This window comes from Arthrobacter sp. P4_F11, from assembly GCF_056401395.1.
This window is the reverse complement of record NZ_JBFUJK010000008.1, coordinates 20508-36439: the sequence shown is the minus strand read 5'-3', so window position 1 is coordinate 36439 and position 15932 is coordinate 20508. Positions and strand designations below refer to the sequence as shown.

Here is a 15932-nt window from a genome sequence, read left to right as displayed (position 1 = left end):
CATTAGGTCCGCTCCACCGGTGTTTTAACCGCATTACAATCATCTTGGGCCCCTTTGGGGGTCCGGGGAACAGCACTGAGGAGATCCACGTGGCGAGCTTTGTAGACCGGGTAGTACTGCACGTATCCGGCGGTACCGGCGGCCACGGCTGTGTCTCCGTCCACCGCGAGAAGTTCAAGCCCCTCGGCGGTCCCGACGGCGGCAACGGCGGCAACGGCGGCGACGTCATCCTCCGCGTGGACCCCCAGACCACCACCCTGCTCGACTACCACCACGCGCCCCACCGGCACGCCACCAACGGCGGCCCCGGCATGGGCGACTGGCGCGGCGGCAAAAACGGCGAAACCCTGATCCTTCCGGTGCCGGTGGGCACCGTAGTGAAGTCCAAGTCCGGCGACGTCATCGCCGACCTCGTGGCCGAAGGCGACGAATACATCGCCGCCGCCGGCGGCATCGGCGGCCTCGGCAACGCCTCCCTGTCCTCACAGAAGCGCCGCGCGCCCGGCTTCGCGCTGCTCGGCATCGAAGGCGAATCCAGCGACGTCGTCCTGGAACTGAAGTCCATCGCCGACATCGCCCTCGTCGGCTTCCCTTCGGCCGGCAAGTCCAGCCTGATCGCCGCCATGTCCGCCGCCAGGCCCAAGATCGCGGACTATCCCTTCACCACCCTCATCCCCAACCTCGGCGTCGTCCAGGCCGGTGAAGTCCGCTTCACCATCGCCGACGTCCCCGGCCTGATCGAGGGCGCCAGCGAGGGCAAGGGCCTGGGCCACCACTTCCTGCGCCACGTCGAGCGGTGCGCCGCCCTGGTGCACGTGCTGGACTGCGGCACGCTCGAATCGGACCGCGATCCGCTCTCCGACCTCGCCATCATCGAGGCCGAGCTGGAGAAGTACGCCGTCGACATGAGCTACAGCGGGTCCGACGGCGAAGTCGTTCCTCTGAACCACCGCCCCCGCCTCGTGGCCCTGAACAAGGTTGACCTGCCGGACGGCAAGGACATGGCCGAGTTCGTCCGCCCGGAGCTCGAATCCAGGGGCTACAAGGTCTTCGAGATCTCGGCGACGAGCCACGAAGGCCTCCGCCAGCTCGGCTTCGCCATGGCCGAAATCGTCAAGGCCGCCCGCGACGCCGTCGCCGCGACCCCGCCGAAGGTACACGCCCCCGTGCTGCGCCCCCGCGCCGTCAACGAGACCGGCTTCACGATCCGCCGCGAAGAAAAGAACCTCGAGCCGCTCTTCCGCGTCCTCGGCGACAAGCCCGTGCGCTGGGTCAAGCAGACAGACTTCACCAACGAGGAAGCGATCGGCTACCTCGCCGACCGCCTGGCCAAGCTCGGCGTCGAAAATGAACTGTTCAAGCAGGGCGCCAAGCCGGGCGACATGGTGGTCATCGGCGAGGACGACGGCGTCGTCTTCGACTGGGAGCCGACCATGATGGCCGGGGCCGAGCTGCTCGCCTCGCCCCGCGGCACGGACGTGCGCTTCGCCGACATCGGCGACCGCCCGACGCGTGGCCAGAAGCGCGACGAACAGCAGGAACGCCGCGACGCCAAGGCCGCCGCCCGCGCCGAGCTCGAAGCCGAACGCAAGGCCGGCATCTGGACCGAATCCGTCAGCGGCCGCCGCGCGCGGCAGCCGCTCAAGGAGAGTGGACTGGGCGAAGCCGATGACGAGTAAGACCGTCGTCGAGCACGGGTCCCAGCCGCTCAGCGCTCAAAACATCGGTGCCCAAAACATCGGTGCCCAGACCATCAACGCCCCGGACCGCACCGCGCTGTCCGGGGCGCGCCGGATCGTCGTCAAGGTCGGCTCGTCCTCGCTGACGTCCATCAAGGGTGGGATCTCCGAAGAGGCCCTGACCGGGCTCGCCGACGCCCTGGCGCACAAGCGCAACGCGGGCGCGGAGATCATCCTGGTGTCCTCCGGCGCGATCGCCGCCGGCCTCGCCCCGCTCGGCCTCGAGAAGCGCCCCCGCGACCTCGCCACCCAGCAGGCCGCCGCCAGTGTGGGCCAGGGCCTGCTGATGGCCCGCTACACCCACGCCTTCGGCGCGCACGGGGTCACCGTCAGCCAGGTGCTGCTGACCGCGGATGACTTCATGCGCCGCAGCCAGCACACCAACGCGTTCCGAGCGCTGGACCGGCTGCTGAACCTCGGCGTTGTCCCGGTGGTCAACGAAAACGACACGGTAGCCACCCACGAGATCCGCTTTGGCGACAACGACCGCCTCGCTGCCCTGGTGGCACACCTGGTCCGCGCCGACGCGCTCGTGCTGCTGTCCGACGTCGACTCCCTGTACGACGGTCCGCCGTCGCACGGGGCCAAGCGGATTCCGCACGTCTCCGGCCCCCGCGACCTCGACGGCGTCTCGATCGGCAGCACCGGCAAGGCCGGCGTGGGCACGGGCGGCATGGTCACCAAGGTGGAAGCCGCCAGCATCGCGGCGGGGTCGGGCATCCACGCCCTCGTAACATCCACGGCCAATGCGGCCGCCGCGCTGGCCGGCGAGGATGTGGGCACGTGGTTCTCCGTCAACGGCGCGCGCAAGCCGATCCGGCTCCTGTGGCTGGCCCACCTGGCATCCGTGCGCGGCACTCTGGTGCTCGACGACGGCGCGGTCAAGGCCGTCCGCGACCGCCGCACCTCGCTTCTGCCGGCCGGAATCGCCGCGGTGAAGGGCGACTTCGAGGCCGGCGACGCCGTGGAGATGGTGTCCGTGGACAACACCGTGATTGCCCGCGGGCTGGTCAACTATTCGGCCGCCGAGCTGCCCCAAATGCTGGGCCGCTCCACCCATGAGCTCGGCAAGGCACTGGGCCGCGGATATGACCGCGAAGTTGTTCATGTTGACGACCTGGTGCTGGTCTAGGTTCACTCGGCGCCTAAACTGGAAGCATGACTGAGGCCCTGACTTCCGCTGCCGTGACTGATGTGCCTGCCGGCACCGTTCCCGCCGGTACCGCCGCGCCCGCCCGAGGGTTCGCCGCGGCACCGGATCCGGCAGGGGCGCCGGCCGCGGCCACGGAGACCGAAGCAGCCGTGCACGCGATCGCTGACCGCTCGCGCCATGCTGCCCACAGGATGGCGCGCGCCAACCGGGCCTGGAAGGACCGGGGCCTGCGGGCCATCGGCAAAGCGCTGGTGGAACAAAAGCCTCAGATCCTGGCCGCCAACGCCAAGGACGTCGCTGCCGGCCGGACCGCTGGCACCAGCGCCGCCCTGCTGGACCGCCTGACGCTGACCGACTCACGCATCACGGCACTCGCCGCCGCACTGGAAAACCTCGCCACCCTGCCCGATCCCGTCGGAAACGTCGTGCGGGGCCAGACCCTCCCCAACGGGCTGCGCCTGCGTCAGATCAACGTACCCATGGGCGTGGTGGCCGCGATCTATGAGGCGCGCCCGAACGTCACGGTCGACATCGCCGGACTGGCCCTCAAGAGCGGCAACGCCGTCATCCTGCGCGGCGGATCCGCCGCCGCTGCCACCAACGCCGCGCTGATCACCATCCTGCGGGATGCGCTGGAATCGGTGGGCCTGCCCGCTGATGCCGTCCAGACCGTTGACCAATACGGCCGCGACGGCGCCAACGCGCTCATGCGGGCGCGCGGCCGGGTGGACGTGCTCATTCCCCGCGGCGGCCGCGACCTTATCCAGACCGTTGTGACGAACTCCTCCGTGCCGGTCATCGAGACCGGTGAAGGCAACGTGCATATCTTCCTGGACGCTTCCGCCGGCGAGGAAATGGCCGTGGACATCCTCCTCAATGCCAAGACCCAGCGGCCCAGCGTCTGCAACACCGTCGAAACGCTCCTGGTGCACTCCAAGTCCACCGTCCTTCCCGCGGTCGCCTCCGCATTGCGGGCAGCCGGGGTCACCCTGCACGTGGACCAGCGCGTCCGCGCCGCACTGCCGGCCTCGATCCAGACCGTGCCGGCCACGGACGACGACTGGGCCACCGAATACATGAACCTGGACCTGGCAGTGGCCATGGTGGACAGCTTGGACGAGGCCGTCAGGCACATCCGGAAGTGGACCACCGGCCACACCGAAGCGATCCTGACCAACGACCTCGCCAACGCCGAGCGCTTCATCGCCGACGTCGATTCGGCCGCCGTGATCGTGAACGCCTCCACCCGCTTCACCGACGGCGGCGAGCTCGGCCTCGGCGCCGAAGTGGGCATTTCCACGCAAAAACTCCATGCCCGCGGCCCCATGGGACTGACCGAGCTGACCACCACCAAGTGGATCGTGCAGGGCGAGGGCCAGATCCGGGGCTAGCAACGCTGTAACATGGAACGGAAGACCGGAACGGTGGACACCTCCGCCGTCGTCAAATTTTGAACTCACTAGGGGAGAACATGCTGTCGCAGCAGATCGCCACTTTCGTCGCCGCCGCCGGCGAATCGGGCCACGAGGAACTCGCACCGCTCATTGCACCGCCGTTTGTCATTGGCGGCACCATGTTCGCGATTCTGGTGGTCCTGCTGCTGATCACCCTGTCCTACTCCAACCTGGGTCGGCGCCACGTGGCCGTCGAGGAGCACTCGGACCCGCACCGCCAGCACCCGAACAAGCACGATCACGGCCAAGGTCACTAATATTTCCGCCCCCACGAAGCAGAGCGGCGCCCAGCGCCGCCTGCGTCTGGGTGTGATGGGCGGCACGTTCGACCCCATCCACCACGGACACCTTGTCGCGGCCAGTGAGGTCGCGGCCAAGTTCGACCTCGACGAAGTCGTGTTTGTGCCCACCGGCCAGCCCTGGCAGAAGATGGCCAAGAAGGTCAGCGAAGCCGAGCACCGGTATCTCATGACAGTCATCGCCACGGCCTCGAACCCGCGCTTCACCGTAAGCCGGGTGGACGTGGACCGTCCGGGACCGACCTACACGATCGACACCCTGCGTGACCTGCGGACCCTGCGTCCGGACGCCGATCTGTTCTTCATCACCGGCGCCGACGCCCTGGCCCAGATTTTGTCCTGGAAAGACATCGATGAGCTCTGGTCCCTCGCGCACTTCGTGGGCGTAACCCGGCCCGGCCACGTCCTGGACGGCATGGGCCGCAAAGACGTCAGCCTCCTGGAGGTCCCGGCCATGGCCATTTCCTCCACGGATTGCCGCACGAGGGTGGCCGAAGGCAACCCGGTCTGGTACCTCGTGCCGGACGGGGTGGTCCAGTACATCGCCAAATACGGCCTGTACCACGCCAGCCCCGACGCCGATCGCCTCGAAGCCGGACACGCCGCGAAAGCCAACGCCGGAAACGCCAACGCCGGAAACGGCGCGGCCGGGACTGCCCCCGCACAGCACGATCCAGCCTTTGAGATAACCCAACCAGCCAGCACTGAATGAGTTTGCCATGAGTCAGGAACAGCCTCCCATCCGCAGCCGCCGCGAATTGCGGCAGGCCAGAGATGAACGTCTGGACACTCCGGGCCCGGGCGAGCCGACGGAGGCCGAAATCACCGGCCGGAGCCGTCGCGTTGCCGACGCTCCGGTGGACTCTGTGCGTGCTGAGTCTGTGCCCGCTGATTCTGTGCCCGCTGGCACTGAGCGGTCTTCCCAGGTCCGGGCACGGGACCGCGCCGCGCTGCGCACCATCAAGGAACTCGCAGAGAAGGAAGGCCAGCTGGCCGGCGGAGGACCGCCCACGCGACGCCAGTTAAGGCTTTTGGAGCTGGCGACTGAAACGGCCCCGGCCACCCAAGCCAACACCATTGTCCCGGTGTCGCCGCGGACCCGGGCCACCCCGGTGGTTTCGCCGGCCCCGAAGGACGCCGCCTCCACGGATGCGGCCGCGAAGGGCGCTGCCGCGGCTGGGGCGGCCGCCCCGGCGCCCAAGGCCCCCGCTGCGCCCAAGGCTCCCGCGGCCGACGGCGCCGGACCGGGCGGGGCGACGCCCGAGGGCATGACTGTGGAGCAGGCGCTGGCCGCCCGCGAACTCCTCGCGGAGCAGGCCAAGAACCAAGTAGCCAAGATGGAACACATTGCGGCCACGGATCCGGATGCCGTTGATCCGGCCGTCCTGGCCGAGCAGATCGCCCTCGCCGAGCGTGCCGCAATCCTGAACCGCCGCGCCGCCGCCAAGCAGAAGCTTGCCGAACAAAACAGCCAGCCGGCGGCGCCCCGCAACGATCCGACCACGGCCAACAACCTGGCCATGGTCACGCCCCTGGAATTCGAGAAGGTTCCCGGCGTGGAGCGGCCCGTCATGAAGCGCCCTGCCACGTCGTACGTTCCGGTTGTCACCAACCCGGGTCCGCGCGTGGACGCGCCGAGGAAACCCGGCCTGCGGCGGCCGGGCATCTCCCGCCAGAAGGCCGCAGGTCCCGCGACGGGTTCTGCCGCTGGCAGGGCCGGCGTCCTGGCCCGTGCGGAAGCAGCCGCGAAAGCCGGAACGGCACGGCGGGCAGACGCTGCAAACGCGGCAAACGCGGGAAATTCGGCGGGGGAGGCCGAGGAAAGACTCGTCGGCGGGGAACCCGTAGCCGCGAATGCCGCCTACGGGCTCGAACCCCTGGATGCCGCTACCGCCGGGCTTGGCCGGGCGCGCCGCCTGCGCATGCTCCAGCTCGGCGTCCTGGCGGTGGGGATCGTTGCCCTCATCGCCGGCATCACGCTGATCGTCACCGGGCTGGCCCACTAGGTCTCAGGCCGCCACTGGCGCCACATTTTCATCACCATAATTTTTCATCACTACAAGGAGTCCCGTGACTGCAACCGATTCATCCATCACTACCGCCCGCCACGCAGCCCGCGCTGCCTCGGAGAAGCTCGCCGAGGACATCGTGGCCCTGGACGTCAGCGAACGGCTGGCCCTGGCCGACGTCTTCCTGATTGCCTCGGCCCCGAGTGAACGCCAGGTCAACGCGATCGTGGACGGCATCGAGGACGAGCTCTCCAAGTTTGACCAGAAGCCCGTCCGCCGCGAGGGCCGCTCCGGCGGTCGCTGGGTGCTGCTGGACTACTCCAACGTCGTCATCCACGTCCAGCACGAGGAAGACCGCGTGTTCTACGCCCTCGAGCGCCTGTGGAAGGACTGCCCCGTCGTCGATCTGCAGCTCGGCGACGACGCCTCCGCCAAGGCCACCGCCGGCACCGACACGGAGTAGCCCCCGCGTTCAGGCCACCTCCGGACGCTAAACCGAGCCGAATATGCGCGATTTGGAATTTTCCGGAGGGCCGGTCTAAGATATTTGAGTTGCTTCGGAGAAATCCGGACAAAAAACCGGAACATCGCACGTCGGAAGACATGCTCGGAGCAGCGAAAATTCGGGGCTGTGGCGCAGCTGGTAGCGCACCTGCATGGCATGCAGGGGGTCAGGGGTTCGAGTCCCCTCAGCTCCACCGGATAATCCGCCGGAATCGAAAGATTCCGGCGGATTTTTTTGTGCCCTGTTCCGCACCCTGTTCCATGAGTCAGCGCGCCGATTAGCGCGAACGCGATTTGTGGTTTAGGCTATTCAGGTTGCTTCAGGGAGGACGAAACTTCCAGGCAAATGAGGGGCTGTGGCGCAGCTGGTAGCGCACCTGCATGGCATGCAGGGGGTCAGGGGTTCGAGTCCCCTCAGCTCCACCAGAAAGGGAATCACCGCTAGGCGGTGGTTCCCTTTTTCGTACCCTCCGCAGCTATGCGGGAGTTCGAAAGCCGCATCCGTCAAGACCGTCTCATGACTGGACGTCATAAACTGTCATTTAGGCTCTCCACCCTGAGCTGGACCTTGCTATCGTCGCTAGGAGACAGCCGCCATGCGGCTTAGCTGGAAGGCCATTTCCGGCTCCACGACTAAGGAACATCATGAAGCGCACACGACTTTCCGTTATTGGCCTCATCGCTGCTGCAGGACTCGCCCTGGCAGGCTGCGGGTCGGCGTCCACCACCCCGGCCAGCTCAGCGCCGGCAGCCGGTGCGGACACCTCCCTCAGCGACGTCAAGAGCGCAGGCGTGCTCAAGGTCGGCACGGAAGGCACCTACAAGCCGTTCACGTTCCACGCCAACGGCAGCGGTGAACTGACGGGCTACGACGTGGAGATCATGAACGCCGTCGCCGCGAAGCTGGGCGTCAAGCCCTCCTACCAGGAGACGCAGTTCGACGCCATCTTCGCCGGCCTCGACGCCAAACGGTTCGACGTCGTCGCCAACCAGGTTTCCATCACCGACGAGCGCAAGGCGAAGTACGACTTCTCCACCCCGTACACGGTGAGCACCGGCGTGATCGTCACGAAGTCGGACAACGACAGCATCCACTCCTTTGACGACCTCAAGGGCAAGACCACGGCGCAGTCCCTGACGAGCAACTGGTACAAGCTGGCGCAGCAGAGCGGCGCGAATGTCGAGGCCGTGGAGGGCTGGGCGCAGGCGATCACGCTGCTCAAGCAGGGCCGCGTCGATGCCACCATCAACGACAAGCTGACCTACCTGGACTCCCAGAAGACCGACCACGACGCCGGCATCAAGATTGCCGCCGAGACCACCGACAAGTCGCTGAGCGCGTTCGCCCTGCGCAAGGGATCCACCAGCCTGACCGATGCCATCAACAAGGCCCTCGGCGAGCTGGCGGCCGACGGCACGCTGACGAAGATCTCCCAGAAGTACTTCGACGCCGACGTCTCGAAGTAGCCCTGTGCAAGCCGCAGAGAAACGCCGCGTCCGGGCATGAGCATCAACTGGGAACTCGTGTGGTCATCGCTGGGCCCGCTCCTGACGGGTGCGATCTTCGGCACCATTCCCTTGGCGCTGGCCTCGTTCAGCCTGGGCCTGCTGCTGGCACTGGTGGTGGCCCTCATGCGGTTGAGCCGCAACCGCCTGGTTTCGGCGGTGGCGCGGACCTACATCTCCGTCATCCGCGGAACCCCGCTTTTGGTCCAGCTGTTCGTCATTTTCTACGGGCTCCCTTCCGTCGGAATCACCATCAGCCCCTGGCCCAGCGCCATCATCGCGTTCTCCCTGAACGTCGGCGGCTATGCCGCGGAGGTCATCCGGGCGGCCATCCTGTCGGTTCCGAAGGGCCAGTGGGAGGCCGGCCACACCATCGGAATGTCGCGCCGGCAGACGCTCGTGCGGATCATCCTGCCGCAGGCCGCCCGGGTCTCGGTTCCGCCGCTGTCGAACACCTTCATCAGCCTGGTCAAGGACACGTCGCTGGCGTCGCTGATCCTCGTCACCGAACTGTTCCGCGTGGCGCAGCAGGTGGCGGCCTTCAGCCAGGAGTTCATGCTGCTGTATCTGGAGGCGGCCGTGATCTACTGGATCATCTGCCTCGTTCTCGCCAGCGGACAGTCCGCCCTGGAGAAGAGATTGGACCGCTATGTCGCCCACTGAACCGCAACCCTCTGACGTTCCTGTCCCGGACGAGCCGCTCCTGACCGTCACCGGCTTGCGCAAGTCGTTCGGCCACCATGTTGTGCTCAAATCCATCGACCTTGAAGTCCGCCGCGGCGAAGTGGTCACGTTGATCGGGCCGTCCGGATCAGGAAAAACGACGGTCCTGCGCTGCCTGAACGGCCTCGAAGTCCCCGACGCCGGCGTCGCCGAATTCGCAGGGGAACTGACCGTGGACTTTGCCACACCGGTGGCGAAGAAGCAGGTGCTGGCTTTGCGGGACCGCAGCGCCATGGTGTTCCAGCACTACAACCTCTTCCCGCACAAGACCGTCCTGGAGAACGTGATCGAGGGCCCGGTCCAGGTGCAGAAGCGGCCCAAGGCGGACGCGATCCAGGAGGCCCGGGACCTGTTGGCCCGCGTCGGCCTGACCGGCAAGGAGAACAGCTACCCGTTCGAGCTCTCCGGCGGCCAGCAGCAGCGCGTCGGCATTGTGCGTGCCCTCGCCCTGCGCCCGCAACTGCTGCTCTTCGACGAGCCCACCTCTGCGCTGGACCCCGAGCTCGTGGGCGAGGTCCTGGCCGTCATCAAGGAACTCGCGGACGAAGGCTGGACCATGGTGGTGGTCACCCACGAGCTCGCGTTCGCCCGTCAGGTGGCCGACGAGGTCATCTTCATGGACGGCGGCGTGGTGGTCGAACGCGGCCACCCCGACACCGTACTGCGGGACCCGCGGGAGGAACGCACGCGGCAGTTCGTGGACCGCCTGCTGAACCCGTTCTAAGGCGCCCCGCCCACGGCGAGAATAAGCGGCGGGCAAGGCGGCGGGAATTCGCGCGGGCACAGGCGGCGACTAAACTTGGTCGGGTGAACGACTCCCTGCCCCCGTGCCCCGAATGCTCCAGCGAATACACCTACGAAATGGGGGCGCTCCTGGTCTGCCCGGAGTGCGCGCACGAATGGTCCGGATCCGCGGAGACTGACACAGAGGCCGACGCCCCTGCGGCCGCCGTCATCAAGGACGCGGTGGGCAACGTCCTCGCCGACGGCGACACCGTCACCGTGGTCAAGGACCTGAAAATCAAGGGCAGCTCCACCGTCATCAAGGTCGGCACCAAGGTCCGCGGCATCCGCCTGGTCAACGGTGTTGGCGACCACGACATCGACTGCAAGGTGGACGGCGTGGGCCCCATGCAGCTCAAGTCCAGCGTCGTCAAGAAGATCTGACTGGGGACACGACCGTGACCGCAGAGACGGTGCGGGCGGCCGACGTCGTCGTGGTTGGTGCCGGCCAGGCGGGCCTGTCGGCGGCCTACCACCTTCAGCGCCGCGGCTTCGTCCCGGCCGGCGCTGACATGGCCGGCGCTGACGCGACCGGCCCTGCCCCGGCCGGGACGTACATCGTGCTCGACGGCGAGGACGGGCCCGGCGGAGCCTGGCGGCACCGCTGGAAGAGCCTCTGCTCATGGCCACGGTGAACGGCATCAGCGACCTCCCGGGAATCCCGCAGCCCGATGTGGACCCCGCCGAGGCCAGCTCCAGTTTCCTCACCCGCTATTTTGGCGGGTACGAGCACGACCTCGGCCTGGCGATTGAGCGGCCGGTCAAAGTGCAGTCGGTGAGCCGCGAGGACGATGACCCCGCCGGGCGGCTGAGCATCGCAACCTCCCGCGGCCGTTTCTCTGCCCGCGCCCTCATCAACGCAACCGGCACCTGGACCCGGCCGTTCTGGCCCATCTATCCGGGCAAAGCCAGCTTCCGCGGCCGGCAGCTGCACGTCGCCGACTATGTTTCCGCCGACGAATTCCGCGGGCAGCACGTCATTGTGGTCGGCGGCGGCATCTCGGCCGTCGGGCTGCTCGATGAGATCTCCAAGGTCACCACCACCACATGGTTCACGCGCCGGCTACCGGTCTGGCGCGAGGCTGCGTTCGACCGGCAGGCCGGCCACGACGCCGTCGCCCTCGTCGAGGAGCGGGTGCGCCAGGGCCTGCCGCCGCAGAGCGTCGTCTCCGTGACGGGCCTGATCTGGACCCCGGCCCTGCGCGCCGCCGCCGCGCGCGGCGCCCTGGACCGGCACCCCATGTTCACCGCGATCGAACCCTACGGGGTCCGGATGGCTGACGGAAGCTTCCTGGCCGCCGGGGTCATCCTGTGGGCCACGGGATTCCGTGCCGAACTCGAACACCTCGCCCCGCTGCACCTGCGCGGACCCGGCGGCGGCATCGCGATGAACGGCACCCAGGTCGCGGGCGAGCCGCGGGTGCACCTCGTCGGCTACGGGCCTTCCTCATCCACCATCGGCGCCAACCGGGCAGGCCGGGCCGCCGTCGCCGGAATCGTCACCCTGCTGGCCCGGTCCGGTATAACGTAAAACGAAAGACCTGCAGTGCAGCACCGGGGGAGACTTCACACCCGGCTCCCACTGCCAGCACCCATACCCAAGCCCGAGAAGAAACGGCGGCACAACGCGCGTGGCGGACAACAGCTTCGAATCCCTCTTTGCCCGGCTGAGAAGATTCCCGGACGTCGAGGCCGACAACCTGCAGGCCTGGGACGCCACGGACAGGCTCCTTCTCGACTCTGCCCTGGAGATGCCCGCGGCCGGCCTGCTGCAGCCCGGGGGCCGGCTCGCGGTGGTGGGGGACCGGTACGGTGCCCTCACCCTCGGCGCCCTGACCCTCGGGGCGGACGCCGTGCGCGTCCAGCAGGACCTCATCACCGGTGAACGGGCACTGCGGGCGAACGCCGAGGCCCTGGGCATCGACGGCGGCTTCGAGCACCTCCCGTTGGGCGCCGAACTGCTGGAGGGAGCCTCCCTGGTCTTGCTGCAGTTGCCGCGGTCCCTGGCGGAACTTGAGGAAATCGCCGACGCCGTGGCCCGCTATGCGGCGCCAGAGGTGGTGCTGGTCGCGGGCGGACGCGTCAAACACATGAGCCTGGGCATGAACGCCGTCCTGGCGCGCTACTTCGAGGATGTCCAGCCCCAGCTGGCGCGGCAGAAATCACGGCTCCTGCTGGCCCGGAGCCCCAGGCCGGTCCCCGCCGCGCTGCCCTTCCCGGTCACTGAGGTCAACGACGAACTGGGGCTCACGGTCTGCGCCCGGGGGGCCGTCTTTGCCGGCACCGGGCTGGACATCGGGACCAGGTTCCTGCTGGACTTCCTGCCCCGGATGCCGCACGCCACCCATGCCGTCGACCTTGGCTGCGGCACCGGAATCCTCGCCGCGATGTACGCCCGCGCCAACCCCGGCGCCCGCGTCACCGCGACCGACCGGTCCGCCGCAGCCGTCGACTCAGCCCTGGCCACCTCCCGGGCCAACGGCCTGGACGGTCGGATCGACGTGCTTCAGGACGACGCCATGAGCTCCCTCCCGGACGCCAGCGCGGACCTGGTGCTGCTGAACCCGCCCTTCCACCTGGAAGCGGCGGTCCACTCCGGCGCGGGGATCAAGCTGATCGAAGCGGCCGGCAGGGTGCTTGCCCCGGGCGGGGAGCTCTGGACTGTGTTCAACAGCCACCTGCACTACCGGCCGGCTCTGGAACGGCTGATCGGTCCCACCCGCGAGGCCGGCAGGAATCCAAAATTCACCGTCACGGCCAGCACCCGGCGGCCTTGACGCAAGAAACTTTGTGTCGGTAAAGCACAAGTGTGGGCGCACGCCTGCACGTAACGTACGATTCTGACAACTGCTGTGCGTGGCCAAAACGTTTAGAGGTATCAGTGACCGAGTTCCGGCAACCCTCGCCGAGGCGAGGGACCAACCTACCGAAGATGGGCGACTTCAACCTCACAGTCATCCTCGACGCCATCCGCCGCACGCCGGGCGGGCTGAGCCGGGTGGAACTCGCCCAGATTGTCGGACTCTCCCCGCAGACCATCTCCAACATTTCCCGCCGCCTGCTGGACCAGCACCTGATCGTCGAGGCAGGCAAGGAAGGCACCGGGCCGGGCAAGCCCAGGACCATGCTCCGGCTGAATCCCTCGGGGATGTATGCCGTGGGCGTCCACCTGGACCCGGCCGTCCTCACGTTCGTCGTGCTGGACCTGCTCGGTGCCGTCGTCCGGCACTCACGGATCACCACCCCGCCCGGCACCGACCCCAGGGCTGTCATTGACACCATCGCGGGCGAAATCAAGAGAATCATCCTGGACTCCGGGGTGGACCCGGACCGGATCGCCGGGCTCGGGGTTGCGTCGCCGGGGCCCATCGACCTCAACGAGGGCGCCGTCGTGGACCCGCCGCTGCTGCCGGGCTGGGACCACGTGGGGCTGCGGGATGGCCTCGCGGAGGCCACGGGCCTGTCGACACTCATGGACAAGGACGTCACCAGCGCAGCCGTGGCCGAAACCTGGGCCGGGGGCCCCAGCGGCGAGGGCAGCTTCGTCTTCATGTACATGGGGACCGGGATCGGCTGCGGGATCGTCCTCAACGACGAAGTCGTCCGCGGGACCTCGGGCAACGCCGGGGAAATCGGGCACATCATCGTCGACCCGGGCGGTGCCCTCTGCGACTGCGGGCAGCACGGCTGCGTGAAGTCCTCTGCCATTCCGCAGGTCCTCGTGGCGCAGGCTGAGGCGGCCGGGATATTGAATGGTTCACTCCAGGACAGGAGCGCACCGGCAGTTCAGGAACGTTTCGCCGAGTTGTGCGCGATCGCCGACGCCGGCAACGACGCAGCCAAGGAAATCATTCGTGGGTCCGCAGTGCTCGTGGCCCGTGCGGTGTCGGTCGTCACCAACGCCCTGGACGTGGACCGGGTAGTGTTCGGCGGCCCGTTCTGGACCTGCCTCTCAGCGGCTTACCTCGAGCTGGTCCCCGGACTGGTTGAGGCGAACAGTGCCACCCGGAGGATTCATGGGATCGAAGTCGTGGGCACGGGGGTAGGCGAGGACGTCGGCGCCGTCGGTGCGGCCTGCCTGGTGCTCGAACACACGCTGGCTCCGCGTTCCCAGCGCCTGCTCCTGGGCGACTAGACAGGGGCTAACCGGGCGTCAGTCGATGTCCTCAACCACCGTCCCATACGGGATGGTGTCATCCAGATGCGCCTGGTGGCCATGCGGAAGCACGAGAATCCGGACCCCGTGCAACCTCTCTGCGGCCGACTGCATGAGCACGGGCCGGACGGTGTTGATGAAGCTCTCGCTCTTGCCGGCGAGGTACTGCTGGTAGCTGGCTGGAAGCTGGATCATGGCAACAGGATAGTCCTGCCGGGGTGCGTTGGGGAGAGCAGCCGCGCGGGGCGAAAATGCCGTCGTGGGCGAACATTGTTCTGCCCGGCGCCGCAAACGGCCGTAAAGGTGCGTCTTAATTCGGGGACCGACTTGAAGGGTCCCACGGCCCGGCCTTAGAGTTCTATACAAGTTACCTCAGTAACGTGTCAGCGATCCTCCGCTGAAAGCTGCCCCCGGGCGGCCCAGGAGGGTGTGGGTGCCCCCATGTGGGCCTGACATTTGCTCACGGACAACTTCGTATCAGGCGTAACAGTCGCGGCTGCGCCCTGCTGAAGTTCCCTCCGTGTTCCCCAAACTCAATTCACTGACGACGGAGTTTCCGTTTCTGGTTCCGGTCCTCCGGGATTCCGGATCTCCCGGCGGCAGTGTTCAAAGCCAAGGACGCAAATGTCACCACCAAGCCTTATCGATACCCATCCCAATCTTGCCGGCGCGGCGCCTGTTGCGCTGTCCTACGAGCTGTTCCCGCCGCGGTCTCCCGCAGCCGCGGAATCCCTTTGGACCACCATCGGCGAACTGGAAGCCACGGACCCGGACTACGTGTCCGTGACCTACGGCTCCAACGGTTCGAACCGCAGCACCGCCGTCGATCTCGTCAACCGGCTCGTGCAGGAAACGACGCTCCGGCCCCTGGCCCACCTGACCTGCGTGGGGAATTCCCCGCAGGAACTGGCGGAGATCATCGGCGAACTGCTCGACGTCGGCGTCCGCGGCATCCTCGCCCTCCGCGGCGACCGGCCCAAGAATGGAGAAACCCCGCCGCCGGGATCGCTCCGGTACGCCCAGGACCTGATCGAACTCATCCGCCGCGTGGAGCAACGCCGCTCGGCGCTGCTGTGCGCCGGCAGGGTCGCGGTCGGCGTCGCCGCCTACCCGACGCGGCACCCGGAATCCCCGAGTGAGGCGCACGACGTCGAGGTCCTGCTGGCCAAGCAGCGCTCCGGCGCCGACTTCGCCATCACCCAGGTCTTCTTCCACACCGAGCAGTACGCCGACCTCCTCGCCCGGGCCCGCCGGGCCGGGGTGACCATCCCGATCATTCCCGGGGTCATGCCGCTCACCAGCCTCCGGCGGCTCGCCCGGCTCGGCGAACTGACCGGCGTCGAACCGGCCCCGGAACTGATCGAACGCCTCGCGGCTGCCGATACCGACGCCGACCGGACCCGGATCGGGGTCAGCGCCACCGTTGATCTCGCCAACGCAGCCCTGGACGCCGGAGCCCCCGGCATCCACCTCTACACGTTCAATGAGCACGCCGCGGCCCTGGATGTGCTGGACAAACTCGCGCTGCCCCGCCCGCACCGCGGCAACCGGCACAGTGGCAACCGGCACACGGCCAGCCGCCGCCAGCTCGCCAGCTGACCGCGCC

15 protein-coding genes, 2 tRNA genes and 1 pseudogene are annotated in these 15932 nt (G+C 67.7%); 17 read left to right on the top strand and 1 reads right to left on the bottom strand.

Annotation, left to right across the window (positions count from 1 at the left end):
* Nucleotides 1-89 precede the first annotated feature (89 nt).
* From obgE to AC1DRO_RS10600, 16 genes and pseudogenes are all read left to right on the top strand, one after another.
* Entirely contained in the window at nucleotides 90-1679 is a 1590-nt protein-coding gene (obgE, locus tag AC1DRO_RS10675; protein WP_028277867.1) for a GTPase ObgE, read from the top strand.
* A complete protein-coding gene (proB, locus tag AC1DRO_RS10670; protein ID WP_476950783.1) occupies nucleotides 1669-2871 on the top strand; it encodes a glutamate 5-kinase in 1203 nt (400 codons plus the stop codon). The genes obgE and proB overlap by 11 nt, the downstream gene beginning before the upstream one ends.
* Before the next feature lie 26 nt (nucleotides 2872-2897).
* Nucleotides 2898-4283: a glutamate-5-semialdehyde dehydrogenase gene (locus AC1DRO_RS10665; RefSeq protein ID WP_476950782.1), complete on the top strand. Its 1386-nt coding sequence runs from the start codon at nucleotides 2898-2900 to the stop codon at nucleotides 4281-4283.
* Between the two features lie 80 nt (nucleotides 4284-4363).
* Entirely contained in the window at nucleotides 4364-4603 is a 240-nt protein-coding gene (locus tag AC1DRO_RS10660; protein WP_230011093.1) for a hypothetical protein, read from the top strand.
* Nucleotides 4604-4658: 55 nt separating this feature from the next.
* The gene (gene nadD / locus AC1DRO_RS10655) at nucleotides 4659-5357 is read left to right on the top strand and encodes a nicotinate-nucleotide adenylyltransferase (RefSeq protein ID WP_476950781.1); all 699 of its coding nucleotides are present in this window, start codon (nucleotides 4659-4661) and stop codon (nucleotides 5355-5357) included.
* A gap of 7 nt (nucleotides 5358-5364) precedes the next feature.
* The gene (locus tag AC1DRO_RS10650) at nucleotides 5365-6651 is read left to right on the top strand and encodes a hypothetical protein (protein ID WP_476950780.1); all 1287 of its coding nucleotides are present in this window, start codon (nucleotides 5365-5367) and stop codon (nucleotides 6649-6651) included.
* Nucleotides 6652-6715: 64 nt separating this feature from the next.
* Nucleotides 6716-7117: a ribosome silencing factor gene (gene rsfS / locus AC1DRO_RS10645; protein WP_018773346.1), complete on the top strand. Its 402-nt coding sequence runs from the start codon at nucleotides 6716-6718 to the stop codon at nucleotides 7115-7117.
* 162 nt (nucleotides 7118-7279) lie between these two features.
* Nucleotides 7280-7352 (top strand) — tRNA-Ala (locus AC1DRO_RS10640).
* 156 nt (nucleotides 7353-7508) lie between these two features.
* Nucleotides 7509-7584, top strand: a tRNA-Ala gene (locus AC1DRO_RS10635).
* A 219-nt stretch (nucleotides 7585-7803) separates the two neighbouring features.
* Entirely contained in the window at nucleotides 7804-8625 is an 822-nt protein-coding gene (locus AC1DRO_RS10630) for an amino acid ABC transporter substrate-binding protein (RefSeq protein ID WP_476943508.1), read from the top strand.
* A gap of 36 nt (nucleotides 8626-8661) precedes the next feature.
* Nucleotides 8662-9327, top strand: a complete 666-nt coding sequence (locus AC1DRO_RS10625; protein ID WP_018773344.1) for an amino acid ABC transporter permease — start codon at nucleotides 8662-8664, stop codon at nucleotides 9325-9327.
* Nucleotides 9314-10111, top strand: a complete 798-nt coding sequence (locus tag AC1DRO_RS10620; protein ID WP_476943509.1) for an amino acid ABC transporter ATP-binding protein — start codon at nucleotides 9314-9316, stop codon at nucleotides 10109-10111. The genes AC1DRO_RS10625 and AC1DRO_RS10620 overlap by 14 nt, the downstream gene beginning before the upstream one ends.
* A gap of 83 nt (nucleotides 10112-10194) precedes the next feature.
* Entirely contained in the window at nucleotides 10195-10554 is a 360-nt protein-coding gene (locus AC1DRO_RS10615) for a zinc ribbon domain-containing protein YjdM (protein WP_476950779.1), read from the top strand.
* 14 nt (nucleotides 10555-10568) lie between these two features.
* A pseudogene (locus tag AC1DRO_RS10610) lies at nucleotides 10569-11701 on the top strand (NAD(P)-binding domain-containing protein).
* Nucleotides 11702-11801: 100 nt separating this feature from the next.
* A complete protein-coding gene (locus AC1DRO_RS10605) occupies nucleotides 11802-12947 on the top strand; it encodes a class I SAM-dependent methyltransferase (protein ID WP_476950778.1) in 1146 nt (381 codons plus the stop codon).
* 155 nt (nucleotides 12948-13102) lie between these two features.
* Nucleotides 13103-14305 carry an ROK family transcriptional regulator gene (locus AC1DRO_RS10600; protein ID WP_476950777.1) on the top strand — a complete coding sequence of 401 codons (1203 nt, stop codon included), beginning with the start codon at nucleotides 13103-13105 and terminating at the stop codon, nucleotides 14303-14305.
* 18 nt (nucleotides 14306-14323) lie between these two features.
* Here AC1DRO_RS10600 and AC1DRO_RS10595 read toward each other — a convergent pair whose 3' ends face one another.
* Complete coding sequence (locus AC1DRO_RS10595; protein WP_018773338.1) at nucleotides 14324-14521, bottom strand: hypothetical protein; 198 nt, start codon at nucleotides 14519-14521, stop codon at nucleotides 14324-14326.
* Nucleotides 14522-14950: 429 nt separating this feature from the next.
* Here AC1DRO_RS10595 and AC1DRO_RS10590 point away from each other — a divergent pair, with 429 nt between their 5' ends.
* Entirely contained in the window at nucleotides 14951-15925 is a 975-nt protein-coding gene (locus AC1DRO_RS10590) for a methylenetetrahydrofolate reductase (RefSeq protein ID WP_476950776.1), read from the top strand.
* Nucleotides 15926-15932: the final 7 nt, after the last annotated feature.